Origin of the sequence: Streptomyces sp. BPTC-684, assembly GCF_030028635.1 — a bacterium.
Lineage (GTDB): Bacteria > Actinomycetota > Actinomycetes > Streptomycetales > Streptomycetaceae > Streptomyces > Streptomyces noboritoensis.
Map to the genome: position 1 here is coordinate 5,551,685 of NZ_CP124863.1, position 23,597 is coordinate 5,575,281.

A 23,597-nucleotide genomic window follows, 5' to 3' on the forward strand; every position below is an offset into this window, starting at 1 on the left:
CCGGGCGTTCGGGGGCAGGGGATCAGCAGGCGCCGAGGTCCTGCCAGACGCCCCAGTCGCCGGTGGTTCCGGGCTCCTCGCCCTTCGTCCACCACTTCGACTTCCAGTTGTGGGACTTGTACGAGACGGTCGTGGAGCCACCGTACTCGGCCGTGGCCGTCCAGGCGGGTGCGGTGCAGGAGCCGCCGCCCGTGGAACCGCCGGTGGACCCGCCGGTCGAGCCACCCGTCGTACCGCCGGTCGGCGAGGGCGACGGGGACGGCGTGCCGGTGTCCGGCTCGGTGACCGTCGCGCCCCGGGTGAGGTCCCCGGCCAGCGCGTAGCTGCGGCCGCCGAACGTCACCGTCCAGTTGGAGGGCGTCGACACCGGCAGGTAGTAGACGAAGTCGAGCGTCACCGAGGCGCCCGGGGCCAGCGACTGCCAGGCCGGGAGCTTCAGCGAGACCCGGTTGTAGTCCCCCTTCAGACCGCCCACGTTGCTGCCGCTGTGGTCGCTGCGGACGATCGTCGTGCCGAAGCCGGACTGGTCCTTGGCGTTCGCCGGGGCCGAGGTCCCGTAGTCGAACTGGAACTCCGTGCCGCCCGGCAGCGTCGCCTTGGTGTTGTTGGTGAGCGTCACCTTCGGGCTGATCGGGTAGTTGGAGTCGCCGAGCGGGAACTGCCCGAAGTCCACACCGATGTTCAGCGCCTGCGTCGGCAGCGTGACCGTGGAGCGCTTGGCGCCGTACGGGGCGGCCGACTTGAACTTGTCGTACATCGCGGACGTCAGCGTCGAGCCCGGCTCGTACTGGCCCTTGGCCGCGTTGTACTTGTAGTCGCCCGCCAGCTCCCAGACCATCGTGCCGCCGATGCCCTTGTCGACCACGTAGTCGGCCTTGGCGTTCACCGACTGCTCGTCCTCGGTGGAGAGGAAGACCTTCTTCTGGTCGTTCCACAGCCAGGGCGCCACCAGCGTCGAGTCGTACTTGCGGGCGTACGTTCCGGTCAGCTTGGTGTCGGCGGGGAAGCCGTACTTGGTCACGTAGTCGCCGACGACGCCCTTCTCCAGGTTCTTGGCGTGCCACATCGGGTTGGAGCCCGCCGGGGCCTCCTTGCCGTTGTCGTCGAGGTCGTGCCAGAGGTTGTCGATGCCGGTCGCGCCGTCACCGCACTTGGTGAGCCCGGCCCCGGCCGGGCAGGTGGTGGTCGCGGCCTTGCCCCACAGCCCGTCCGTCCCGCCGCTCACGTTCTTGAAGCCGCGGGTGTAGTACGGCAGGCCCATGTTGATGCGCCCGGCCGGCATCGAACCGCGGAAGTAGTGGTAGGCCCAGTCCGCGTTGAGATAGCCGATTCCGCCGTACTGGGAAGTGGAATAGACGCCCGCGGCCGCGAGTTCCGCGTCCTTGCCGTCGTCGAAGAGCGAGGCGTTCGGCCCCACGTATTCGTTCCAGGCGCCGTGCAGGTCGTACGACATGATGTTGACGTAGTCCAGGTACTTCTGGACCTGGAACGTCTCCATGCCGCGCAGCAGATAGCCGGACGAAGGCGCGGCTACGGAAAGGAGGTAGTGCTTTCCGTCGGCCGCCCCCGCGCGGTCGAGCTTCTCGCGCAGCGACTTCATCAGCACCGCATAGCTCTTGACCAGGCCCGCCCGGCGCGCGTTGGACAGGCTCCAGTCCAGCGGGTTGCCCGCGTCCTTCATCGTCGTGGGGTATTCGTAGTCGATGTCGACGCCGTTGAACCCGTACTTCTTGATGAAGGCGACGGCCGAGTCCGCGAAGGTGTCGATGCCCGGCTGGTTCACCGAGCCGTCGGCATTGGTGGCCATCGAATAGAAGCCGCCCGAGGCGACGCGCTTTCCGTCGTCACCGAAATAGCCGCCGGTCTCGGCCCAACCGCCCACGGAGATGAGCGTCTTGACGTTCGGGTGCTGCTTCTTGAATTTGTTCAGGAGATTGAAGTGACCCTTGTAGGGGAGCGCGGGGTCCATCTCGGCCCCGGCGACGCCCGGCCAGGTCATTCCGGTCGCCGCGTTCTTCTCGCCGTCGCCGCCGACCGAGATCTTGTTGTCGGAACCGATGTGCGCGAAGGCGTAGTTGACGTGGGTGACCTTGTCCCACGGGACGTCGGAGGCGAGATAGGCGGGCGTCCCGTCCTGGCCGGTGCGCCAGCCGGTGAAGTACCCGATGACCCGGCGCTGGTGGTCGGCGCCCATCTTCTCGCGGCCGTCCGTGTCGTACACGGAGCAGTAGGGGACGTCGACGCCGGGCGTCTTGTAGAGCCCGTCCGGGCGACATGATTCGTTGTCGGCGGCGTGCGAGACGCCCGCGGAGAGCGAGGAGAGCAGCAGCCCGGCGACCGCGGCACCGGTCGCGAGCAGCGCGGCTCTCGTACGAGTGGGGGACAGCACGATCTGTTCCTCCTGGGGGAGGTCGGTGTGACACAGGACTGCGGGCGGTCGTGCGGCGGCCCGGGCGTGCGCACACCGTCGGGCCTCACCTCGGAGGTGACACGGAGATTAAGAGGACTAGACCAGAGCGTCAATAGGTACGGACCAATGTCGGAGGTCGCGGCCGCCATGCGAGGTGGCGGACGGTGAACCTCCGCTACGGGCCGCGACCGTACTGTGACCCAGGCCATAGATGTTCGCCCGTATGGCCGACGATCAGTCGTGGCACACTGACCCTGTACCAGCAGCAGCGCACTCCGGGGTCGGTGTAATTCCGAACCGGCGGTAATAGTCCGCGACCCGGCCGCATCCAGTGGCCGGTTGACCAGGTGGAATTCCTGGACCGACGGTGAAAGTCCGGATGGGAGGCAGTGCGCGGCGGGCGGGCCCTCAGGGCTCATGCCGGCCGTTTCGCTGATCGTCGTCCGCGACGGTCGGTGTCCTTCGGCCATGCGTGAGCTGTCTGTACGGCCCTGTTCCCGCTCTCTGTCGTTCATCGACAGCCCCGGAGTCCGTGCCCGAAGAGGCAGGAGGACCCGGTGGCCACCGCAGCCGACGCAGACGCCATGCGCCGAGCCGTCGAGCTCGCCGCGCGCGGACTCGGCTCCACCAGCCCCAACCCGGTCGTCGGATGCGTCATCACCGACGCCTCGGGCGCCGTCGTCGGCGAGGGCTTCCACCAGCAGGCCGGCGGCCCGCACGCCGAGGTCCACGCCCTGTCCGCCGCGGGCGAGAGGGCCCGGGGCGGCACCGCGTACGTCACCCTCGAACCCTGCAACCACACCGGCCGCACCGGCCCCTGCGCCCAGGCGCTCGTCCAGGCCGGGATCGCCCGGGTCGTGTACGCGGTCGGCGACCCGAACCCGCAGGCCACCGGCGGCGCCGACACCCTGCGGGCGGCCGGGGTCGAGGTCGGGCAGGGCCTGCTCGCCGAGGAGGCCGCGGCGGGCAACGCCGCCTGGCTCACCTCCGTACGGCTCGGCCGGCCCTACGTCCTGTGGAAATACGCGGCGACCCTCGACGGCCGGATCGCGGCCGAGGACGGCACCAGCCGCTGGATCACCTCGCCCGAGGCCCGCGCGGACGTCCACCGGCTGCGCGCCGAAGCCGACGCCGTGGTGGTCGGCTCCGGCACCGCCCGCACCGACGACCCCCACCTCGCCGTGCGCGGCGTCGAGGGCGCCGTCCAGCCGCTGCGGGTCGTCGTCGACACCGAGGCCAAGGCCGTGCGGCCCGGCGCCCGGGTCCTCGACGACGCCGCGCCGACCCTGGTCGCGGTCGCCGAGGACGCCGATGCTGCCCATCTGGCCGACACCGACGTCGTCCGTCTGCCGCGCGCCGCCACAGGTCTGGACATCCCGGCGCTGCTGGCCGCCCTGCACGGGCGCGGCGTCCGGTCCGTACTCCTCGAAGGCGGTCCGGCCCTCGCCGGGGCCTTCGTCGCCGCGGGCGCCGTCGACAAGGTCGTCGGCTACCTCGCACCCGTCCTGCTCGGCGCGGGCCCGGCGGCCCTGGCCGGCGCCGGAATCACCACGATCGCCGACGCGTTGCGGCTCGAACTGACCGAGACCGTCCGCATCGGCCCCGATCTCCGTATCAGTGCCACTCCCAAGGAGCGATGAGCGTGTTCACCGGAATCGTCGAAGAGCTGGGTGAGGTCACCGCCGTCGAGAAGCTCGGCGACTCCTCCCGCTTCCGCCTGCGCGGCCCCGCCGTCACCGAGGGCGCCCGGCACGGCGACTCGATCGCCGTCAACGGGGTCTGCCTGACCGTCGTGGAGACCGGCGACGGCGAGTTCACCGCCGACGTCATGGAGGAGACGCTCAAGCGCTCCAGCCTCGGCGCCCTCGACGTCGGCTCCCGCGTCAACCTGGAGCGGCCCATGGCCGTCGGCGGCCGCCTCGGCGGGCACATCGTCCAGGGCCACGTCGACGGCACCGGCGCCATCGTCGCGCGCACCCCCTCGGAGAACTGGGAGATCGTCAAGGTCTCGCTGCCCGCGGAGCTCTCCCGCTACGTCGTGGAGAAGGGCTCGATCACCGTCGACGGCGTCAGCCTCACGGTCGTCGACGCGGGCCTCGACTACTTCACCATCAGCCTCATCCCCACCACCCTCGCGCTGACCACGCTCGGCCTCAAGCAGCCCGGCGACCCGGTCAACCTGGAGGTCGACGTGATCGCCAAGTACGTCGAGCGGCTGCTCGGCGCACGCGGCCAGGAGGACCCCAAGTGAACTGGCTCAACTCCGAGGCCTTCACCGCCTTCGACCAGCACATCATGTGGTCCGACATGATCGGCAACACGGTGGGCCTGGCCGCCCTCGCGCTCGGCTGGCGCCGCTCCATATGGACCTGGCCCGCCCAGTTCCTCTCCGGCGTCATCCTGCTGGCCGCGTTCACCACCGCCCACCTCTCCGGCAGCGCCGGCAAGCAGGTCGTGGTCATCGTGGTCGCCCTGTGGGGCTGGTACCAGTGGCAGGGCGGCAAGGGGCAGGCGCGGGACGGCTCCATCGCGGTGCGGTTCGCCACCTGGCGCGAGCGCGGTTGGCTGGTGGTCGGCGCGGCCGTCGGCACCCTCGCCGTCGGCGGGCTGTTCACCGCCTTCCCGACGCTGTCGTGGGACCCGTGGCCGGACGCGTACATCTTCGTCGGCACGATCGTCGCCATGTACGCCCAGGCGCGCGGCATGGTCGAGTTCTGGCTCGCCTGGCTGCTCGTCGACGCCGTGGGCGTGCCGCTCAACTTCGCCAACGGCTTCGCCTTCTCCGGCTTCGTCTACGTCATCTACGGCGCAATCGTCCTGTGGGGCCTGCGCGACTGGTGGCTGCGCTCCCGTACGAGTGCGCAGCCCGTCCTGGAAGGAGCGGCGGCATGAGCGCCACCACACCCACCTGGTACTCCACCGACAACCGCGAGGACCTCTCCCTCGACCCCGTCGAGCAGGCGATCCGCGACATCGCGGCCGGGCGGCCGGTCGTGGTCGTCGACGACGAGGACCGCGAGAACGAGGGCGACCTCGTCATCGCCGCCGAGAAGGCGACCCCCGAGATCGTCGCCTTCATGATGAGCGAGTGCCGCGGCCTGATCTGCGCGCCCATGGAGGGCGAGGCGCTCGACCGGCTCCGGCTGCCCCAGATGGTCGACCACAACACCGAGTCGATGAAGACCGCGTTCACGGTCTCGGTCGACGCCTCCGCCGCGCACGGCGTCTCCACCGGCATCTCCGCCGCCGACCGCGCCACCACGCTGCGCCTGCTGGCCCACGGGCACTCGGACGCCGGGGACTTCGTCCGCCCCGGGCACATCTTCCCGCTGCGCGCCAAGCCCGGCGGCGTCCTGGTCCGCAACGGCCACACCGAGGCCGCGGTCGACCTCGCCCGGCTCGCGGGGCTCGCCCCGGCCGGCGCGATCGTGGAGATCGCGGGCGAGGACGGCGTGATGCTGCGGCTGCCCGAGCTCATCCCGTTCGCCCGCAAGCACGGCCTGACGATCATCTCCATCGAGGACCTGATCGCCTACCGCCGCTCCTCCGAGCCCACCGTGCGCCGCGAGGCCGAGGTCCATCTCCCCACCTCCTTCGGGGAGTTCACCGCCTACGGCTACCGCTCCACCGTCGACGGCGTCGAGCACGTGGCGCTCGTCCACGGCGAGATCGGCGACGGCGAGGACGTGCTGGTGCGGGTCCACTCCGAGTGCCTGACCGGCGACATCTTCCACTCGCTGCGCTGCGACTGCGGCCCCCAGCTCCAGGCCTCCATGGAAGCCATCACCGAGGAGGGCCGCGGCGTCGTCGTCTATCTGCGCGGCCACGAGGGGCGCGGCATCGGACTGCTCTCCAAGCTGCGCGCCTACGAGCTCCAGGAGCAGGGCCGCGACACGCTCGACGCCAACCTGGAGCTGGGGCTGCCCGCCGACGCCCGCGACTACGCGGCGGGCGCGCAGATCCTGGAGAACCTGGGCGTACGCAGCCTGCGGCTGATGACCAACAACCCGGAGAAGACCACCGCGCTGGTGAGCCACGGCCTCAAGGTCACCGGCCGCGAGCCGATGCCGGTCCAGGCGGGCGAGCACAATCTGCGGTACCTGCGCACCAAGCGCGACCGGATGGGACACGACCTGCCGTGGCTGGACGCGACCGCGTCGACCTGCGGCAACCAGTAGCGACACCCCGTACAGCGACACCCGTACACAGCTGAAAGATCACTGAGGAGTAGCACGTGAGTGGCAAGGGCGCACCCGAACTGTCCGTACGCAACTGCGCAGACCTCCGGGTCGCCGTGATCGCGGCGCAGTGGCACGAGAAGGTCATGGACGGACTCGTCGACGGCGCCCTGCGCGCCCTGCACGAGCTCGGCATCGACGAGCCGACGCTGCTGCGCGTCCCCGGCAGCTTCGAGCTGCCGGTCGTCGCCAAGGTGCTCGCGGGCCGCGGGTACGATGCGGTGGTCGCCCTCGGCGTCGTCATCAGGGGCGGTACGCCGCACTTCGACTACGTGTGCCAGGGTGTCACCAACGGTCTCACCCAGGTCAGCATCGACACCGGCGTACCCGTCGGCTTCGGCGTGCTGACCTGCGACACCGAGGAGCAGGCCCTGGACCGGGCCGGCCTCGAAGGGTCGAACGAGGACAAGGGGCACGAAGCGGTCACCGCCGCCGTCGCCACGGCCGCCACGCTGCGCACCGTCAGCGAACCCTGGCGCTGAGCGGCAGGGACGCACCCCTTACCCTGAGAAGCATCATGGCGAACAAACCCCCCAAGAGTTTCGAAGAGCTCTTCGCGGAGCTCCAGCTCAAGGCCGCCAACGGCGACCCGTCCACCTCCCGCACCGCCGAGCTGGTGGACAAGGGCGTGCATGCCATCGGCAAGAAGGTCGTCGAGGAGGCCGCCGAGGTCTGGATGGCCGCCGAGTACGAGAGCAAGGACGCCGCCGCCGAGGAGATCTCGCAGCTGCTGTACCACGTCCAGGTGATGATGGTCGCGCGCGGGATCTCCCTCGACGACGTCTACGCCCACCTCTGAGCACACCCGCACGTTCCCCCCGTACGTCTCCACGTAAGGAAGCTGACCTCATGCTGCGCATCGCCGTCCCCAACAAGGGTTCACTGTCCGGACCTGCGTCGGCGATGCTCCATGAGGCCGGCTACCAGATGCGCAAGGAGTCCAAGGAACTCGTCCTGGTCGACCCCGAGAACGAGGTCGAGTTCTTCTATCTGCGCCCCCGCGACATCGCGATCTACGTCAGCTCCGGCCGCCTCGACATCGGCATCACCGGACGCGATCTGCTGCTCGACTCCGGGGCCGACGCGGAGGAGATCCTCTCCCTCGGCTTCGCCCGCTCGACCTTCCGCTACGCCACCAAGCCCGGCACGGCCAAGGGCGTCGGCGACTTCGGCGGCATGACGATCGCCACCTCGTACGAGGGGATCGTCGCCCAGCACCTCAAGGACAGCGGCGTCGACGCCTCCGTCGTCCACCTGGACGGCGCCGTCGAGACCGCCATCGAGCTCGGCGTCGCCCACGTCATCGCGGACGTCGTGGAGACCGGCACCTCGCTGCGCAACGCGGGCCTCGAAGTCATCGGCGAGCCGATCATGAAGTCCGAGGCCGTCGTCATCCGGCGCACCGGCGCGGACATCGAAGAGCCCAAGGTGCAGCAGTTCCTGCGCCGCCTCCAGGGCGTCCTGGTCGCCCGCAGCTACGTGATGATGGACTACGACTGCCGCGCCGAGCACCTGGAGCGGGCCGTCGCCCTCACCCCCGGCCTGGAGTCGCCGACGATCTCGCCGCTCCACAACGAGGGCTGGGTCGCCGTCCGCGCCATGGTCCCGGCCAAGGAGGCCCAGCGGATCATGGACGACCTGTACGAGCTGGGCGCCCGGGCCATCCTCACCACGGCCATCCACGCCTGCCGCCTCTGACCGACCCCTTTACTCCCGTACGGAAGTGACGTACCCCGTGTCCGCCCCCGCGCCCCAACTCCCCGCTCTCCCGGTCACGTTCCGGCCGACCCGCACCCGGGCCGTGCTGCTGAGCGTGGGTGCCGTGATGTTCGCCGTGATCACCGGCGTCGCACTGCTCCTGGAGAACATGAGCGGGGGCGAGCGGGCCAGCTTCGTGTTCACCGCGGCGATGTTCTTCGCGGTCCTCGCGCTGCTCAGCCGCCCCAAGGTCGTCGCCGACGACACGGGCGTCACGGTCGTCAACCTCACCCGGACGCGGCGGCTCGCCTGGGCGGAGATCCTGCGCGTCAACCTCCGCCCCGGCGACCCCTGGGTGTTCCTGGACCTCAGCGACGGCACCAGCCTGCCCGCGCTCGGCATCCAGCCCGGCATCGCCAAGGAGCGGGCCATCCGCGACGCCCGGGCGCTGCGCGCGCTCGCCGAGTCGCACGGCACCCGCCAGGACGGCTGACCCGCCCTTTTCAGCACCGGGGCAAGCATTGCGGCGACGATCTCAATAGCTACCCTGGTGACGTGGGCGCCCAACGCGCCCGCCCCGCGCACAAGGCGGCACCATCGGCCTGCGGGGCACCAGCGACCCGAGGAGTGACTCCCTCCAGCAATGGACGGATCGTCCGGTAGTACCTGCGCCGCCCCCTCGCAGGAGGCGGCGGCATGACCATCCCGCTTCTGCTGCTCGCCGCGGCATTCCTTCTCATCCTCGCCAACGGATTCTTCGTGGCCGCCGAATTCGGCCTGGTCACCGTGGAGCGCCCGGACGCCGAAAAGGCCGCCGCCGACGGCGACCGCCGCGCCGGCACCGTCGTCGAGTCCCTGCGCGAGCTGTCCTTCCAGCTCTCCGGCACCCAGCTCGGCATCACCATCACCTCGCTCGTCGTCGGCATGCTCGCGGAGCCCGCGCTCGCCGGACTGCTCGACGGGCCGCTCACCGCGACCGGCCTGCCGGACGGAGTGGTGCCCGGGGTGAGCGTCGTCGTCGGCATGCTGCTCGCCTCCGCCGTCCAGATGGTGATCGGCGAACTCGTCCCCAAGAACTGGGCGGTGTCGCGGCCCCTCCAGGTCGCGCGGTTCGTCGCCGGACCGCAGAGCCGCTTCTCCCGGCTGTTCCGGCCGGTCATCTCGCTCCTGAACACCGTCGCCAACCGGCTGGTCCGGGCGCTCGGAGTGGAGCCCGCCGACGAGCTGGCCTCCGCCCGCACCCCCGGCGAACTGGTCTCGCTGGCCCGCCACTCGGCGCGGGCCGGAGCCATCGAGCAGGACACCGCCGACCTCTTCGTGCGCACCCTCGCGCTCGGTCGGCTCACCGCGGAGAACGTGATGACGCCGCGCGTGAAGGTGAGCGCCCTGCAGACCTCCGCGACCGCCGCCGACGTCCTCAACCTCACCCGGGCCACCGGGCTCTCCCGCTTCCCCGTCTACCGGGAGCGGATCGACGAGGTCGTCGGCATGGTCCACCTCAAGGACGCGCTGGCGGTGCCGCCGCAGGAGCGCCATCGCACGCCCGCCGCGCGGATCGCGGTGCCGCCGCTCCTGGTGCCCGAGACCCTGCCCGTGCAGCAGCTCCTGGAGCGGCTGCGCAGCGAGCAGCCGATAGCCGTGGTCGTCGACGAGTACGGCGGCACGGCCGGGGTCGTCACCCTGGAGGACATCGTCGAGGAGCTGGTCGGCGAGGTGCGCGACGAGCACGACGCCGAGGGCGACACCGGCCCCGACCTCGCCGCGGTGGCGAGCGACGACGGCCGCCCCGCGTGGGAGGCCGACGGCAGCTGCCGGGTGCTGAGCCTGCGCCGGATAGGACTGGACGCGCCGGACGGCCCGTACGAGACGGTCGCCGGGCTCGTCGCCGATCTGCTCGGCCGGATCCCGGTCCCCGGTGACCGCGCCGAGCTGCCCGGCTGGCGGATCCAGGTCCGCCGGGTCGAGCGGTACCGGGCGGAGCGGGTGCGCTTCGTCCGCACCGCCGACGTCCTGAGCGAGGCCGTGCGATGAGCGTGCTGCAACTCTTCTTCGCCCTGCTCCTGGTGCTGGCGAACGGCTTCTTCGTCGGGGCCGAGTTCGCCCTGGTGTCCGTGCGCCGCAGCCAGATCGAACCCCTCGCGTCCCAGTCGGCGCGGGCTCGGCAGGTGCTGCACGGTCTGGAGAACCTGCCGCAGATGATGGCGGCCGCGCAATTCGGCATCACCGTCTGCTCGTTGACGCTCGGCGCGGTGGCGGAGCCCACGGTGGCGCATCTCCTGGAGCCCGTCTTCGAGGCGGCCCGGGTTCCGGCGGGCCTGATCCACCCCCTCGGCTACGCGATCGCGCTCGCCCTCGTCGTCTTCCTCCACCTCGTCATCGGCGAGATGGTCCCGAAGAACCTGGCGATGGCGGCGCCGGAGAAGACCGCGCTGTGGTTCAGCCCGGGCCTCGTCGCCTTCGCCCGGGTGTGCCGTCCGGTCACGGTGGCGCTGGGCGCGTGCGCGCGCCTTGTGCTGCGGGTGTTCCGGGTGGAGCCCAAGGACGAGGTCGAGGCGGTCTTCACCAGCGAGCAGCTCAACCGTCTGGTGGAGGACTCCGGGCAGGCGGGTCTGCTGGACCCTCAGGAGATGGAGCGTCTGGAGGACGCGCTGGAGCTGGGCAGCCGCCCGGTGACGGATGTGCTGCTCGACCGGTCGTCGCTGGTGACGGTGGGCTGCTCGGTGACGCCTCGGCAGGTGGAGGAGCTGACGGTCCGTACGGGGTACTCCCGCTTCCCGGTGTGCGCGGAGGGGGGTGCGTTCATGGGCTTCCTCCACGTCAAGGACGTGCTGGATCTGGAGGACCGGGAGCGGGGGGTGCCGCAGCAGGTGTGGCGGCCGCTGGTCACGCTGCGGGCTGAGCTGCCGCTCGATGACGCGCTGACGGTGATGCGTCGTGCCGCGGCGCACCTCGCGCAGGTGGCGGACGCGTCCGGTCGGGTCCTCGGACTGGTGGCTCTGGAGGACGTCCTGGAGATGCTGGTCGGCGAGGTCCGCGACCCGTCCCACCGCCCGTTCCCGACCCAGCCGCGTGCGGAACAGGCCCTGGCGGGTTGATCCCACGGGGTTTTGGCCCCTCCCCGCCCCTTCCCTAAACCCTCCGGGGGTAGGGGAGGGGCGGAGGTGCTTTCCCGGGGGCTTCGCCCCCGGACCCCCGGTTCGTCTGCGGACCGTGCTGGGTTGCTCGCGCAGTTCCCCGCGCCCCTAACCACCTAGGGGCGCGGGGAACTGCGCGACCAGCCACAGACGGTCCGCAGACGAACGGGGAGCGGGGTGCAGGGGCCGCAGCCCCCGGGGAAACCGTCTTCCGTCGGCTATAGCGGGTCCGGTCCGCCCCTCCCCGACAGGACCTCCCCGTACGCCTGCATCAGATCCGGCAGCCGCAGCGTCGCGAGGTCCTCGCGGCCCGGCGTGCCGGGGTACGTCGACAGGCGCAGGTCGCGGTACGCGCAGCTCTTCTCGTACAGCGTCCGCAGAAAGCGGCCGTTGCCCAGTTCGTCGATCCACCCCTGGTCCACCACGTGCCCGCTGATCGAGCGCAGCTCGTCCAGCGCCTCCTCGTCCCACCCGTCCCCGTTCTCCGCCGCCAGGACCTCCCCGATCGCGGTCAGCTCCAGGGGGCGGTACGAGGGGAAGTCCACCCGGGTGGTGAAGCGGGAGGACAGGCCGGGGTTGGTGGCGAGGAGGCGGTCCATGCCCTCGGGGTAGCCCGCGAGGATGACCACCAGGTGGTCGCGGTTGTCCTCGGCGCGCTTCAGGAGTACCTGGAGCGCCTCGTCGCCGTACGCGTCGCCCTTGCTGTAGCCGGAGTTGGAGAGGCTGTACGCCTCGTCCACGAACAGCACCCCGCCAAGGGCCGAGTCGATCAGCTCGTTCGCCTTGACCGCCGTCTGGCCGAGGAACTCGCCCACCAGGTCCGCCCGTTGGGCCTCCACCAGGTGGTCGCCGCCCAGCAGGCCGAGCGCGTAGAAGACGCGGCCCAGGATCCGCGCGACCGTGGTCTTGCCGGTGCCACTGGGGCCGGAGAAGACAAAGTGACGTTTCGGCGGCTGGACGGGCAGGCCCTGGCCGACCCGTAGACGGGCCATGTTGAGCTGTGCGGACAACGCCTTCACCTGGCGTTTCACCGGCTCCAGGCCCACCATCCGCTCCAGCTCCGCCAGCGCCTGGGCGAGTAGCGCCGAGTCCGTCGGGCCGGTCGGCACCGGGGGCGGGGCGGGCTGGGCCGGGATGCCGGCCTTCTCCCGTACGCCGTCGGGCGGCGGCACCGCCACCGCAGGGCCGACGAGCGGCACCCGCACCTCGCGCCCCTCCGGCGGTTCGAGGGGCGCCGCCTCCGGCTCGCCGCCGTCCGCCGCGGTGTCCTGGCCGAATCCGGCCAGCGAGACGGCCGCCAGATCGGCCGGGTCGTCGGAGCCGTACGACCCGTCCAGGCCGTCCGACTCGGTGATCGCGGCCAGCCGCGCCGAGGTGTCCATGAACGCCGGGTCGACCCGGTGCACCGCCCGGTACAGGGGCAGCGCGGCGGCGGAGCGGCCGGTGCCCTCGTGGGCGCGGGCCAGCCAGTAGCGCAGCTCCTTGCGCTGCGGCTGCTCGCTGCGGCAGCGCATCAGGGCGGCCGAGAGGAGCGGCTCGGCCTGCCCGAACATCTCCAGGCGCACCCGCGCCATCCCGCCGAACAGCCCGGCCTCGATCCCGAGCAGCGGATCGTTCAGCAACGGCTCGGTGTGGCGCACCAGTTGGTCCCAGTCCTTGACCAGATACGCCCGGCAGGCGTGCAGGAAGCGGACCTGGGGGTCGGTGTCGACCGGCGGCAGCCCGGCCAGCGCCCGGTCCAGCTCCGGCACATGGCGGCCGTCGAGCCAGTGCGAGGCGTGCGCGAGCAGCAGGTCGCGCGGGCTCTCCAGGACCGGCTGGACCCACCAGCCCAGCCAGTACCAGGAGTTGAGGGTGCGTCGGTGCCGGGCGCGCTGTTCGCCGAAGCGCTCGCGGTGGCGGTACATGCGCAGCAGCGCGGTGGTGGTGTCCACCCGCAGCGCATGCAGTCCCAGCCAGCCGTCCACCATGCCCGGATCCATCCGTACCGCGGCCCGGAACTCCTCCTCGGCTTGCGGATACGCGCCCATGGTGTACGCGTCGATGCCCCGCAGCCAGGCGAGATCGGCCGGGGCGTGCGCGCCCTGCGTGCCGAAGTCCATCACGTCCCCCACCACCGTGCCCCCGTGCTGAACCGCCAATTCGCAGAATGGAATTACCGAATGGAATTGACGGGAATTGACCGCACCAGTTGCATCGTACCTGCGAGGGGGCCCCGGACCGAAGGGTGGCGCGAGGGGAGCGGCAGCACGACTTGGCCGGTGACCGAGGGTGAGCGAAAACCGCTGGCACGGCCCGGTGAAAGGGCCGGAAAGGCAGAACGAAGCCCCCGATCACGGGGGAACAACCGGGGGCTTCGCGTCTGCGGCGGCTCCGAAAAGCCGCACATTCAGAACGTAAGACCTGTACGGCCCCCGGGTCAAGCGGAGTTGGACGACTGTGAGGGGTGGTTTTCCGACGGTTCAGCCCGGTGGGGGCAGCTCCTCACTGTCCGTGACGGAACGGTGTGCGAGGGGTGCGGAATGGTGCCTCTGGAGACACTCGTATCCCTCCTGGCACTGCCGTACCAGCGCATCCGCATACGGACGGGACGGATCCGCGGCGAAATGGCGCATCTCCGCCTCCGTCCACTCGTCCCAGAAGCCGGAAAGCGCCGCTCCGTCCCGTCGGCGCCCGCGCGCCCAGGACCCCTCGGCCCCCATGTCCATCCACAGCAGCAACGCCAGCCACGGCCGCACCTCGCGTCGCCCCGCGCCGACGCCCTCGATCAGCACCACGGGCGCGGGCTCCAGCGTGCTGGGCGCACCGAACCGGCGCAGGTTCCAGTCGTACGGCGTGACGCGCCCGGCCTCCCCGCGCGCCAGCGGCTCGATCACCTGTGCGCGCAGCCGGGGCGTCCAGGCGAAGAACTCCTCGTGCGTGGCCAGGTCGTCGAGGCGGACGACCGGCGCCCCGCCGAGCGCGGCGGCGAGGCGTCCGGCGAAGGTGGACTTGCCGGAGCCCGCGTGCCCGTCCACCGCGACCAGCCGGACCGGGCCGCACGAGGGCGGCAGGGCGCGCACGGCGGCCGCGATTCGGTCGATTTCTGCCATGCCTCCACCCTAGATCGACATCCCTCGGCGACGGCGCCGCAGGTTGTGCCAGTGGTCCAGACCCATATCGGTGGCACGGCACGGTGCGCATCACTGGCAGAAGTCGCCCGGGACCCGGGATAGTTGGCCCACTGTCGCGCCCATCGCCCCATCCTCGTCCGACTGGGGGTCCCGATCATGACCGGCTCCACTCCGCGCAGAACCGTCCTGGCCGCCGCGCTCGCCGCCGCGGCGGGCACGGCCGTCCCGGCCTCCGCCGCGACCGCCCCCGCCCCGCCGACCGCCGCCGGCAGGCCCTCGAAAGGCATCCCCTCACTGGTGGACAACCGCGCCTGGACCACGCGCTCCGACTGGCGCTCGGGCGACGCCGCCGGCGTGCGGGCCGTGCCGGGCCGCCGCCCCGGCCTGGCCATCGCCCGCCCGGCGGGCCGCACCGACTACACCGACCCGCACACCCGGAAGACGGCCACCTGGGAGTACGCCACCTGGACCTCGCCGGTGCACCGCGCGGCCGTCCCGGCCACCGAGGTCATCGCCCACTGGAACGCGCACGCCCCCGCCGGGACCTGGCTCCAGGTCGAACTCCTCGGCACCTACTCCGACGGCACGGCGACCCCGGCGTACGTGCTGGGCCGCTGGACGGCGGGCGACGGCGACGCCGACATCCGGCGCACCTCGGTCGACGGCCAGAAGGACGGCAGGAGCACCGTCTACACGGACACCTTCGCCATCGACGACGCGGCCAGCGGGCTGCGCCTGGCCTTCTACCGGCTGCGCCTGACCCTCTACCGCACCCCCGGCACCCGCCTCACACCCACGGTCTGGCGGCTCGGCGCGATGGCCTCCGACGTCCCGGACCGCTTCACGGTGCCCGCCTCCACCCCGGCGTACGCGGGCGAGCTGCTCGTACCGCGCTACTCGCAGGAGATCCACAAGGGGCAGTACCCGCAGTACGACAACGGCGGCGAGGCCTGGTGCAGCCCGACCTCCTCGCAGATGATCGTCGAGTACTGGGGCCGCAGGCCGAGCGCCGCCGACCTCGCCTGGGTGGACCCCTCCTTCGCCGACCCGCAGGTCTGCCACGCGGCCCGGTACACCTACGACTACCAGTACGGCGGCTGCGGCAACTGGCCCTTCAACGCCGCGTACGCCACCACGTACCGGGACATGAGCGCGGTGGTGACCCGGTTGCAGTCCCTGACCGACCTGGAGAGGCTGATCCGGGCGGGCATCCCGGCCATAACGTCCCAGTCGTTCCTCAAGACCGAGCTGACCGGCGCCGGGTACGGCACGTCGGGCCACCTCATGACGGTGGTCGGCTTCACGGCCGACGGCGACGTGATCGCCAACGACCCGGCCTCGCCGAGCGACCCGGAGGTGCGCCGCGTCTACCTGCGGCGCGAGTGGGAGAACATCTGGCTGCGCACCAAGCGGTACAACGCGAGCGGCAAGGTCGTCTCGGGCACGGGCGGGGTCTGCTACCTGTACTGGCCCGCGCGCGTTTCCCCAGCTCAGAGGCGTGCACTGGCCTCGGTGGGGGTACGGGCCTGACACCCGGCGGCCCCGGCGGCAGTGACCAACGTCTCTCCCTGAGGGGCCGCATCCACTGGCACTCTGAAATGGCACCCGGGGGGACCGTCCACCGCCAGACGACCGAGTGAGTTCCCATGACCCTGCACGCCACCACCGCCGACGACCCGCGCGCCCTGGCCGAGCTGCGTGCCCGCACCGGCGGCCCCGACGACGGCCCCAAGATCCTGGAGCACTTCCTGGGATGGACCCTCGTGGTGGTGCTCGCGATGCTGGTCACGCAGACCGGGCTGCTGTGATCTCCGGGTCGGCCTTCCAGTGCCGGCCCGGGACGCCCACCAGGCCGTAGAGCCACCGCACCGGCGAGCGCCGGGTCAGCAGCGCCACACCCGCCAGGACCGCGAAGGCCGCGAGCCCCAGCGGCCACCCCGCCAGGCGTACGAGCAGACTCGCGCCCAGTGCGCCGATGAAGGGCAGCCCGTAGACCCCGGCCGCCGCGATGGCGACCGCGACCGGCCGGGGCACCTTGCGCTCCTCGTCGGCGCCCGGCAGCTGCCACCCCTCCACCAGCCAGCCGATCTCGGTCAGGAACAGGGTGCCGAGCACGGCCGAGCCGAGGACAAGCAGGGCGAGGAACGTGCCCGAGGTCAGGAAGTGCAGCACGTTGTTGACCACACTGTCCCGCGGCCACTCCCGGTAGGCCCGGGCGCTGGTGGTCAGGGTCCTGCGGTAGCCGTTGCCGTCCCAGCCGTGGACGAGCGTCCCGAACAGCAGGAAGTGGCCGCCGACGCTCTGGAGGTAGGCCCAGTACCCGGCCCCGACCAGCACCAGGAGCTGGGCCGCCAGGAAGCCGAGCAGCGCGGCGACGACGATGCCGCCCGCGTAGAAGAGCACGAACCCCGCCCAGACGCCGTCGTGGTCCCGGGCCACCTGCATGGTCGCCCAGGACGGGTTGCGCCACAGCATGAACAGACCGGTCGGGACGAGCAGCACCGCCGCGTACAGCAGGGTGAGCGCCAGATACGGGTTGGCGGCGCGGCTGCGGGTGCGGACCCCCTCCCCGTACACCGAACGCTCCCACCACTGCAGCTGGCGCCCCGCCGAGACGGCGAAGGTCGCGCCCGTCGCGTACGCCCAGAACAGCGCGGCCTGGATCTGGATCACGAGGCCTCCAGCTTCAGTCCGCCCGCCACGATCGAGTCCGAGGTGACCAGGGCCTGCTCGGCGCTGACGTCCGTCATGAAGACGAAGGGCGGGACGACCGGCGGCACCGGCAGCCGGTCCGGGGTGAAGGTCAGACAGAGGAGGCCCTCCAGGCAGCCGCTGAACCTGGTGAGGTAGAGCGTCACATGGCCGCTGAGGTCCAACGTGTCGGCGCCCAGGGCGAGTTCGTCGTGGCCGTCGTGGGTGCGCAGCCGGTAGTCGGTGAGCGAGGCGGAGGCCATCTTGAGGACCATCACCTTCACCGGGCCGCCCGCGCTGGGCACCGTGCGCACCCCGGCGAGCAGGAAGCCGTTCGGTGCGAAGAGGGTGGTGGTGACGGTCGGCGGGACGCGCGGCACCTCGACCGCGCCCGGCGCGGGGGCCCGCTCCACGGCCGCCGGGCCGCCGAGCCCCAGCAGCAGGGCGACCGGCAGCGCGGCCGCGAGCGTGCGTGTGCCGCGCCCGTCCCGCAGCTCGGAGAGCCCCGGTTCCGGTTCGCGCGCCGGTGTCCAGGCGAACCCCATGGCGCTGCCCGCGATGCCCAGGCCCATGCCGACCAGGAAGCCGCCCAGATTGGTCGCGACGAACGAGAGCACCGACAGGAGCAGCGCGTTGATCGAGACGTAGTGGCGGGTGTGCGGCAGGAACCACAGGAAGAGCCCGGCGACGATCAGGGCCAGCCCGATCCCGATGGCCGCGATCCCGCCGAGCCCCAGGCTGACCAGGATCGTCAGCGGGGAGAGCGGGACGAGCAGCAGCTCCGCGCCCCCGAGGACCAGGAGCAGCCCGGCCCAGAAGGGCCGGGTACGGCGCCAGCGCCGGGCGGCCCGCCGGGCGCCGGGCAGCGGGAGGCGCCTGTCCAGCCACCTCTCGCTCAGAAGCACTTCTTGCCGCCGATGCTCACATCGACCCGCATGCCCTTCAGCCGGAAGTTCCCGCCGGTCGCCGACCAGGCGTGCGAGCGCACCCCGGCGACCTCGATGTCCCCGGCCTGGAGGCCGAACTTGCCCTTCTCGCCGTGGACAGCGGGCACCTGGTCGAGCGTGGAGGCGTCCCGGCCGATCTCGGCGGTGCCGAACCGGGCGTCCCCGACCAGGTCCTCGCCGTCGATGACCAGATTGCTCGCCGTGACCTCGCCCGCGTCGCCGCCCGCCGTCAGCTTGAACACCACGGTGCCGACCGGGGTCTTGACCTCGGCGGACTGGCAGATGTCGCTGAGCCGGGCGTCCCCGATGCCGAGCAGGGCGACCGGATGGCCCTTGCCGTCCACGGACTTGTCGGTCTGCACGTAGGAGGCGAGGCCCTGGCTCGTCAGCTTGCCCGAGGAGACCTGGAAGCTGGTGCCCGAGACGGCGAAGGAGGCGGCCAGCGCGCCCTCGGCCATCACATTGGCCATGACCCCCACGGCGAGGACCGCCGGCATCGCCACGAGCGCCGCCTTCTTCCAGGCGGTTCTTCCCTCGGCCAACGGCCGCCTGTCTGCGCTCACTTGTTCCTCCCGTACGTCCGTGCCCAAGCGGTGCAGGGGGAGTGCGTGTGCAGGTCTGCCATACTGCGGAGATCCTGTGGCAGTTGGAGACTAGGGCCGAATTTGAATAATAGTCAACAGCGAGGCGCGACCGAGAAATCCCAGGTGCGTCGCTCGGAACTCATCGCGACGGGGCGGAAGTTGTTCGCCGACACGTCGTACGACGCCTTGTCGATGGACGACATCGCCAAGCACGCCGGGGTCGCCAAGGGCCTCATCTACTACTACTTCAAGAGCAAGCGCGGCTACTACCTGGCCATCGTCGAGGACTCGGTGGCCGATCTGGTCGCCCGGGCCGCGAGCGACACCGAGCTGCCGCGCGCCGACCGCGTCCACCGCACGATGGAGGGGTACCTGCTGTACGCCCAGCACCACCAGGCGGCCTACCGCACGATCGTGACCGGCGGCGTCGGCTTCGACACCCAGGTCCAGGCGATACGCGACGCCGTCCGCGAGGAGCTGATCGCCACCATCGCGGAGGGCGCCTACGGCAGACGGGACGTTCCGGTGCTCGCCCGGCTCGCGCTGCTCGGCTGGATGGGCTGTGTGGAGAGCGTGACCCTGGAGTGGCTGGGGACGCTGGAGCCGGACCGCGCGACCGTACGCGATCTGCTGGTGCGGATGCTGCGCCGGACCATGGACACCATCGGCGAGTTCGAGCCGGCCTGTCCCTCGCCCGCGCCCGGGGCCTGACGCAGGAGGGGCGGCCGGGCCACACGGCCGGCCGCCCCTCCCGCCCCGCTCCCGGGGCTACTTGATGGACTTGATCAGCTCACCGCCGGAGGTGTCGCCGCTCAGCTCCCAGAAGAAGGTGCCGCCGAGGCCCTGGTTGTTCTTGTAGGTCATCTTCCCGGCGATGGTGGACGGGGTGTCGTAGCTCCACCAGTTGTTCCCGCAGTACGCGTACGCCGTGCCCGCGACCGTGCCGTTGGCCGGGCACTTGGTCTTGAGCACCTTGTAGTCGTCGATGCCCTGCTCGTAGGTGCCGGACGCCGGGCCGGTGGCCGTGCCGCCGGGCGCCTTCTGGGTCACTCCGGTCCAGCCGCGCCCGTAGAAGCCGATGCCGAGCAGCAGTTTGCTCGCGGGGATGCCGAGGCCCTTCAGCTTCTGGATGGCCGCGTCGGTGTGGAAGCCCTGGGTGGGGATGCCGCTGTAGGAGGTCAGCGGGGAGTGCGGGGCCGTGGGGCCCTGCGCCGCCCAGGCGCCGAAGAAGTCGTACGTCATCGGGTTGTACCAGTCGACGTACTGGGCCGCGCCCGCGTAGTCGGCCTTCTCGATCTTGCCGCCCGCCGAGGCGTCGGCGGTGATCGCGGCGGTGACCAGGTTGGCGGAGCCGAACTTGGCCCGCAGCGCGGCCATCACGTTCTTGAAGGCCGCCCGCCCGCTGGTGTCGCAGGAGAGGCCGCAGGCGTTGGGGTACTCCCAGTCGATGTCGATGCCGTCGAAGACGTCGGCCCAGCGCGGGTCCTCGACCAGCGAGTAGCAGGAGCTGGCGAAGGCGGCCGGGTTCTTGGCGGCCTCACCGAACCCGCCCGACCAGGTCCAGCCGCCGAACGACCACAGGACCTTGAGCCCGGGGTGCTTCTTCTTCAGCTCGCGCAGCTGGTTGAAGCTGCCCGCAACCGGCTGGTCCCACTTGTCGGCGGTGCCGTCGACGCTGGAGGCGGCGTCATAGGTCTTCTGGTAGTCGGCGTAGGCGTCCCCGACGGCGCACTTGCCGCCGGTGACGTTGCCGAACGCGTAGTTGATGTGGGTGAGCTTGGCGGCCGAGCCCGAGGTCTCGATGTTCTTGACGTGGTAGTTGCGCTGGTAGACGCCCCAGTCGGTGAAGTATCCGACGACCTTGGACCCGGCGGCCAACGGGGCCCGGGCGGCGGCGGGTTCGGGCGAGGCGGTGGCGCTGCCGGTCCCGGCGAGCAGGGTGGCGCCGAGTGCGGCGGTACACGCGGCGGCGAGCAGGGCGCGCACGCGAGGTGGTCTGAGCATCGTGATCTCCTCGTGGGGGAGGGGAGCCGTTCACGGGTGCTTGGCATGAACGCGGTAAGACGTTCGCCCAGACGCTAGAAGGACTAGACCACTTCGTCAATGGTTTGGACCAACTCCGGAAGCGCGGATTCCCGCCCGGCGCCCCGCGTCCGCGCCCCGAACCGACCTGCCCTAAACGTGATCTTGGACCCCGTGACGGGACGCGTCCGATCGGGCATACTCACAGCGCCACAGCCACCAGCCTGCAGCTTCCGTGATCCGGGAGGGTAGGCATCGGCTGTCCAGCAGAGTCACCGGCGGCGCCGCCACACCCTGCGCGCGCGTCCGCCGAAGCGCCCGACAGGGAGGAGAGCGCCGCCATGCCCGACCGCGCCCCGCAGCCGGTGGACCGACAGCTGCCCACCGAGGAGGCCCGGGACCTCGTCGCACTGGTACGCGACATCGTCCAGCGGGAGATCGCTCCTCATGCCGCCGAGCAGGAGGACGCCGGACGCTTTCCGCGCGAGGTCTTCTCGCTGCTGTCCGAGTCCGGGCTGCTCGGCCTTCCGTACGACTCCGAGTTCGGCGGCGGGGACCAGCCGTACGAGGTGTACCTCCAGGTCCTCGAAGAGCTCGCCGCCGCCCGCCTCACGGTCGGCCTCGGCGTCAGCGTCCACTCGCTGGCCTGCCACGCCCTGGCGGGCTACGGCACCAAGCAGCAGCAGGCCGACCATCTGCCCGCCATGCTCGGCGGCGGTCTGCTCGGCGCCTACTGCCTCTCCGAGCCCGCCGCGGGCTCCGACGCGGCCTCGCTGCGGACCAAGGCGGTCCGGGACGGCGACGACTGGGTGATCACCGGCACCAAGGCCTGGATCACCCACGGCGGGATCGCCGACTTCTACACCGTCCTCGCCCGCACCGGCGCCGAGGGCGCCCGGGGCATCACGGCCTTCCTGGTCCCCGGCGACGCCGAGGGGCTGAGCGCGGCCGCGCCCGAGAAGAAGATGGGCATGAAGGGCTCGCCCACCGCCCAGCTGCACTTCGACGGGGTCCGGGTGCCCGACGGCCGCCGCATCGGCGAGGAGGGCCAGGGCTTCGCGATCGCGCTCTCCGCCCTGGACTCCGGCCGCCTCGGGATCGCCGCCTGCGCCATCGGCGTCGCCCAGGCCGCCCTGGACGAGGCGGTGGCGTACGCGACCGGGAGGCAGCAGTTCGGCCGGCCCATCGCGGACTTCCAGGGCCTGCGGTTCATGCTGGCGGACATGGCCACCCAGATCGAGGCGGGCCGGGCGCTGTACCTGTCGGCCGCGCGGCTGCGGGACGCCGGACGGCCCTTCTCCAAGGAGGCCGCGATGGCGAAGCTGTTCTGCACGGACGCGGCGATGAAGGTCACCACCGACGCGGTCCAGGTCCTCGGCGGCTACGGCTACACCGCCGACTTCCCGGTCGAGCGCCTGATGCGCGAGGCCAAGGTCCTCCAGATCGTCGAGGGCACCAACCAGATCCAGCGGATGGTCGTCGCCCGCCACCTGGCCGGTCCCGAGACCCGCTGACCTCTCGTACGGGCCGGGGCGCGCGGGCCGCATCCGCACGCCCCGGCTCCTGGGGGCTTGTTTTTCACGGCTTCTGACGTACCGTCAACTTCCCTGTCGTCCAGGAGGTTCGCCGTGTCCCAGGACCGTCCGATCGCACTCGACGAATACCCGATCCACCAGGTCCCGCTCTCCCTGAAACACGTCGCCACCGGCGACCGCAACGCCTACGACCGCTGCATCTTCCACGTCTTCGACCACCACGGCCGCGCGCTGCTGATCGCCGGGCTCGGCGTCTACCCCAACACCGGGGTCATCGACGCCTACGCCACCCTGCGCCTCGGCGACCGGCTGCACGCCGTCCGGGCGAGCGACGCGCTCACCGACGACCGCATGAACCTCTCGGTGGGCCCGCTGCGCATCACCGTCGACGAGCCGCTGCGCCGCCTCACCCTGCACTGCGCCCCCGACCCCGCCGACCCCGCCCCGCTCTCGTACGAGATCACCTGGCAGGCCGACTTCCCGGCCGTCTGGGAGCCGCACCACGTCCAGCGCCGGGGCGACCGCCTCACCCTCGAAGGCCGCCGTTTCGTCCAGGCGGGCCGCTGCACCGGCACCATCCGGGTCGCGGGCGAGGAGATACCCGTCACGGCGGGCGAGTGGACCGGCACCCGGGACCGCAGCTGGGGGGTGCGCCCGATCCCCGGCGAGAGCGACGGGCGCGCCGAGGAGCACCGGCCCGAGGGGTTCCACTGGCTCTGGGCGCCGGTCCGCTTCGACGACCGCTTCCTGATGGTGATCGCCCAGGAGGACGCCGACGGCTACCGCACCCTCAACGAGGCCGTGCTCGTACGGGACGGCCACCCCGACGCCCAACTGGGCTGGCCCCAGGCCAGCATCACCTACCGGTCCGGCACCCGCCACCCCGAACGCGCGGTCGTCCACCTCACCGACGCCGCCCGCAAACCGCTCGAACTCGGCGTCGAGGTGCTCACCTCCTCGCCGCTGGCCGTCGGCGCGGGCTACCCGCCCGCCGACGACTGGCAGCACGGCACCTGGCAGGGCCGGGCCTGGACCGACCGCCGCGCCTACGACCTCTCCGACCCGGCCGCCCACCCGATGGCCGCCTACGGCGTCACCGACCACGCCGCCCGCTTCACGCTCGACGGGCGCACCGGGTACGGGATCTTCGAGCACGGCAGCTTCGGCCGCCACGACCCCAGCGGCTTCGCCGACTACACCTCCGTCGCGCCCTGACCCCCTCCGC

Annotated in this window: 22 protein-coding genes and 1 riboswitch; of the genes, 15 read left to right on the plus strand and 7 right to left on the minus strand. The window is 71.5% G+C overall.

Annotated features, from left to right (window positions below):
- Window positions 1-22: 22 nt before the first annotated feature.
- The gene (locus QIY60_RS24710; RefSeq protein WP_283144380.1) at window positions 23-2,389 is read right to left on the minus strand and encodes a chitinase C-terminal domain-containing protein; all 2,367 of its coding nucleotides are present in this window, start codon (window positions 2,387-2,389) and stop codon (window positions 23-25) included.
- A gap of 287 nt (window positions 2,390-2,676) precedes the next feature.
- Window positions 2,677-2,807, plus strand: a riboswitch (FMN riboswitch).
- A gap of 160 nt (window positions 2,808-2,967) precedes the next feature.
- On the opposite strand from QIY60_RS24710, the gene ribD reads away from it, so the two are divergent.
- From ribD to QIY60_RS24760, 10 genes are all read left to right on the plus strand, one after another.
- Window positions 2,968-4,050 (plus strand): bifunctional diaminohydroxyphosphoribosylaminopyrimidine deaminase/5-amino-6-(5-phosphoribosylamino)uracil reductase RibD, encoded by a 1,083-nt coding sequence (ribD, locus tag QIY60_RS24715; RefSeq protein ID WP_283144381.1) that lies wholly within the window; start codon window positions 2,968-2,970, stop codon window positions 4,048-4,050.
- Window positions 4,051-4,052: 2 nt separating this feature from the next.
- The gene (locus tag QIY60_RS24720) at window positions 4,053-4,661 is read left to right on the plus strand and encodes a riboflavin synthase (RefSeq protein ID WP_283146059.1); all 609 of its coding nucleotides are present in this window, start codon (window positions 4,053-4,055) and stop codon (window positions 4,659-4,661) included.
- Window positions 4,658-5,302, plus strand: a complete 645-nt coding sequence (locus QIY60_RS24725) for a nicotinamide mononucleotide transporter family protein (RefSeq protein ID WP_283144382.1) — start codon at window positions 4,658-4,660, stop codon at window positions 5,300-5,302. The genes QIY60_RS24720 and QIY60_RS24725 overlap by 4 nt, the downstream gene beginning before the upstream one ends.
- Window positions 5,299-6,588 carry a bifunctional 3,4-dihydroxy-2-butanone-4-phosphate synthase/GTP cyclohydrolase II gene (locus QIY60_RS24730; protein WP_283144383.1) on the plus strand — a complete coding sequence of 430 codons (1,290 nt, stop codon included), beginning with the start codon at window positions 5,299-5,301 and terminating at the stop codon, window positions 6,586-6,588. Before QIY60_RS24725 ends, QIY60_RS24730 begins: the two co-directional genes overlap by 4 nt.
- Window positions 6,589-6,644: 56 nt before the next feature.
- Window positions 6,645-7,130: a 6,7-dimethyl-8-ribityllumazine synthase gene (ribH, locus tag QIY60_RS24735; protein WP_101387336.1), complete on the plus strand. Its 486-nt coding sequence runs from the start codon at window positions 6,645-6,647 to the stop codon at window positions 7,128-7,130.
- Between the two features lie 35 nt (window positions 7,131-7,165).
- Complete coding sequence (locus QIY60_RS24740) at window positions 7,166-7,447, plus strand: phosphoribosyl-ATP diphosphatase (RefSeq protein ID WP_283144384.1); 282 nt, start codon at window positions 7,166-7,168, stop codon at window positions 7,445-7,447.
- 50 nt (window positions 7,448-7,497) lie between these two features.
- Entirely contained in the window at window positions 7,498-8,346 is an 849-nt protein-coding gene (hisG, locus tag QIY60_RS24745; RefSeq protein WP_283144385.1) for an ATP phosphoribosyltransferase, read from the plus strand.
- A gap of 37 nt (window positions 8,347-8,383) precedes the next feature.
- Window positions 8,384-8,839: a PH domain-containing protein gene (locus QIY60_RS24750; RefSeq protein ID WP_190089803.1), complete on the plus strand. Its 456-nt coding sequence runs from the start codon at window positions 8,384-8,386 to the stop codon at window positions 8,837-8,839.
- Between the two features lie 203 nt (window positions 8,840-9,042).
- Complete coding sequence (locus QIY60_RS24755) at window positions 9,043-10,377, plus strand: hemolysin family protein (protein ID WP_283144386.1); 1,335 nt, start codon at window positions 9,043-9,045, stop codon at window positions 10,375-10,377.
- Entirely contained in the window at window positions 10,374-11,441 is a 1,068-nt protein-coding gene (locus QIY60_RS24760; protein WP_283144387.1) for a hemolysin family protein, read from the plus strand. Before QIY60_RS24755 ends, QIY60_RS24760 begins: the two co-directional genes overlap by 4 nt.
- Before the next feature lie 257 nt (window positions 11,442-11,698).
- Here the strand turns inward: QIY60_RS24760 and QIY60_RS24765 are convergent, their stop codons facing one another.
- Both QIY60_RS24765 and QIY60_RS24770 read right to left on the minus strand, forming a co-directional pair.
- Window positions 11,699-13,582 carry an AAA family ATPase gene (locus tag QIY60_RS24765; protein WP_283146060.1) on the minus strand — a complete coding sequence of 628 codons (1,884 nt, stop codon included), beginning with the start codon at window positions 13,580-13,582 and terminating at the stop codon, window positions 11,699-11,701.
- A 360-nt stretch (window positions 13,583-13,942) separates the two neighbouring features.
- Window positions 13,943-14,572, minus strand: coding sequence for a hypothetical protein (locus QIY60_RS24770; protein WP_283144388.1), 630 nt, complete (start codon window positions 14,570-14,572; stop codon window positions 13,943-13,945).
- A 177-nt stretch (window positions 14,573-14,749) separates the two neighbouring features.
- On the opposite strand from QIY60_RS24770, the gene QIY60_RS24775 reads away from it, so the two are divergent.
- Together QIY60_RS24775 and QIY60_RS24780 are read left to right on the plus strand one after the other, a co-directional pair.
- Window positions 14,750-16,123, plus strand: a complete 1,374-nt coding sequence (locus QIY60_RS24775; RefSeq protein WP_283144389.1) for a peptidase C39 family protein — start codon at window positions 14,750-14,752, stop codon at window positions 16,121-16,123.
- Between the two features lie 116 nt (window positions 16,124-16,239).
- Window positions 16,240-16,401 (plus strand): SCO1431 family membrane protein, encoded by a 162-nt coding sequence (locus QIY60_RS24780; RefSeq protein ID WP_107503676.1) that lies wholly within the window; start codon window positions 16,240-16,242, stop codon window positions 16,399-16,401.
- Here the strand turns inward: QIY60_RS24780 and QIY60_RS24785 are convergent.
- From QIY60_RS24785 to QIY60_RS24795, 3 genes are read right to left on the minus strand one after another with little or no spacing between them, the layout of a single operon-like run.
- The gene (locus QIY60_RS24785) at window positions 16,379-17,266 is read right to left on the minus strand and encodes a hypothetical protein (protein WP_283144390.1); all 888 of its coding nucleotides are present in this window, start codon (window positions 17,264-17,266) and stop codon (window positions 16,379-16,381) included. The two genes, QIY60_RS24780 and QIY60_RS24785, sit on opposite strands and share 23 nt — an antisense overlap.
- On the minus strand, window positions 17,263-18,189 hold the full coding sequence (locus QIY60_RS24790; RefSeq protein WP_283144391.1) for a DUF6114 domain-containing protein: 927 nt from the start codon (window positions 18,187-18,189) through the stop codon (window positions 17,263-17,265). The genes QIY60_RS24785 and QIY60_RS24790 overlap by 4 nt, the downstream gene beginning before the upstream one ends.
- Complete coding sequence (locus QIY60_RS24795; protein WP_283146061.1) at window positions 18,180-18,728, minus strand: DUF6230 family protein; 549 nt, start codon at window positions 18,726-18,728, stop codon at window positions 18,180-18,182. The genes QIY60_RS24790 and QIY60_RS24795 overlap by 10 nt, the downstream gene beginning before the upstream one ends.
- Before the next feature lie 168 nt (window positions 18,729-18,896).
- On the opposite strand from QIY60_RS24795, the gene QIY60_RS24800 reads away from it, so the two are divergent.
- The gene (locus tag QIY60_RS24800) at window positions 18,897-19,526 is read left to right on the plus strand and encodes a TetR/AcrR family transcriptional regulator (protein WP_283144392.1); all 630 of its coding nucleotides are present in this window, start codon (window positions 18,897-18,899) and stop codon (window positions 19,524-19,526) included.
- Window positions 19,527-19,583: 57 nt separating this feature from the next.
- Here QIY60_RS24800 and QIY60_RS24805 read toward each other — a convergent pair whose 3' ends face one another.
- A complete protein-coding gene (locus QIY60_RS24805; protein ID WP_283144393.1) occupies window positions 19,584-20,819 on the minus strand; it encodes a glycoside hydrolase family 18 protein in 1,236 nt (411 codons plus the stop codon).
- Between the two features lie 359 nt (window positions 20,820-21,178).
- On the opposite strand from QIY60_RS24805, the gene QIY60_RS24810 reads away from it, so the two are divergent.
- Both QIY60_RS24810 and QIY60_RS24815 read left to right on the plus strand, forming a co-directional pair.
- Complete coding sequence (locus tag QIY60_RS24810) at window positions 21,179-22,351, plus strand: acyl-CoA dehydrogenase family protein (protein ID WP_283144394.1); 1,173 nt, start codon at window positions 21,179-21,181, stop codon at window positions 22,349-22,351.
- Between the two features lie 114 nt (window positions 22,352-22,465).
- Window positions 22,466-23,587: a hypothetical protein gene (locus tag QIY60_RS24815; protein WP_283144395.1), complete on the plus strand. Its 1,122-nt coding sequence runs from the start codon at window positions 22,466-22,468 to the stop codon at window positions 23,585-23,587.
- The last annotated feature ends 10 nt before the right edge of the window (window positions 23,588-23,597 follow it).

Excerpts from the sequence above, each read along its gene's own strand:
- QIY60_RS24730 (WP_283144383.1), top strand. The coding sequence starts at position 5,299 with ATGAGCGCCACCACACCCACCTGGTACTCCACCGACAACCGCGAGGAC.
- QIY60_RS24740 (WP_283144384.1), top strand. The coding sequence starts at position 7,166 with ATGGCGAACAAACCCCCCAAGAGTTTCGAAGAGCTCTTCGCGGAGCTC.
- hisG (WP_283144385.1), top strand. The coding sequence starts at position 7,498 with ATGCTGCGCATCGCCGTCCCCAACAAGGGTTCACTGTCCGGACCTGCG.
- QIY60_RS24755 (WP_283144386.1), top strand. The coding sequence starts at position 9,043 with ATGACCATCCCGCTTCTGCTGCTCGCCGCGGCATTCCTTCTCATCCTC.
- QIY60_RS24760 (WP_283144387.1), top strand. The coding sequence starts at position 10,374 with ATGAGCGTGCTGCAACTCTTCTTCGCCCTGCTCCTGGTGCTGGCGAAC.
- QIY60_RS24765 (WP_283146060.1), bottom strand. The coding sequence starts at position 13,582 with ATGGACTTCGGCACGCAGGGCGCGCACGCCCCGGCCGATCTCGCCTGG.
- QIY60_RS24770 (WP_283144388.1), bottom strand. The coding sequence starts at position 14,572 with ATGGCAGAAATCGACCGAATCGCGGCCGCCGTGCGCGCCCTGCCGCCC.
- QIY60_RS24775 (WP_283144389.1), top strand. The coding sequence starts at position 14,750 with ATGACCGGCTCCACTCCGCGCAGAACCGTCCTGGCCGCCGCGCTCGCC.
- QIY60_RS24780 (WP_107503676.1), top strand. The coding sequence starts at position 16,240 with ATGACCCTGCACGCCACCACCGCCGACGACCCGCGCGCCCTGGCCGAG.
- QIY60_RS24795 (WP_283146061.1), bottom strand. The coding sequence starts at position 18,728 with ATGCCGGCGGTCCTCGCCGTGGGGGTCATGGCCAATGTGATGGCCGAG.
- QIY60_RS24805 (WP_283144393.1), bottom strand. The coding sequence starts at position 20,819 with ATGCTCAGACCACCTCGCGTGCGCGCCCTGCTCGCCGCCGCGTGTACC.
- QIY60_RS24810 (WP_283144394.1), top strand. The coding sequence starts at position 21,179 with ATGCCCGACCGCGCCCCGCAGCCGGTGGACCGACAGCTGCCCACCGAG.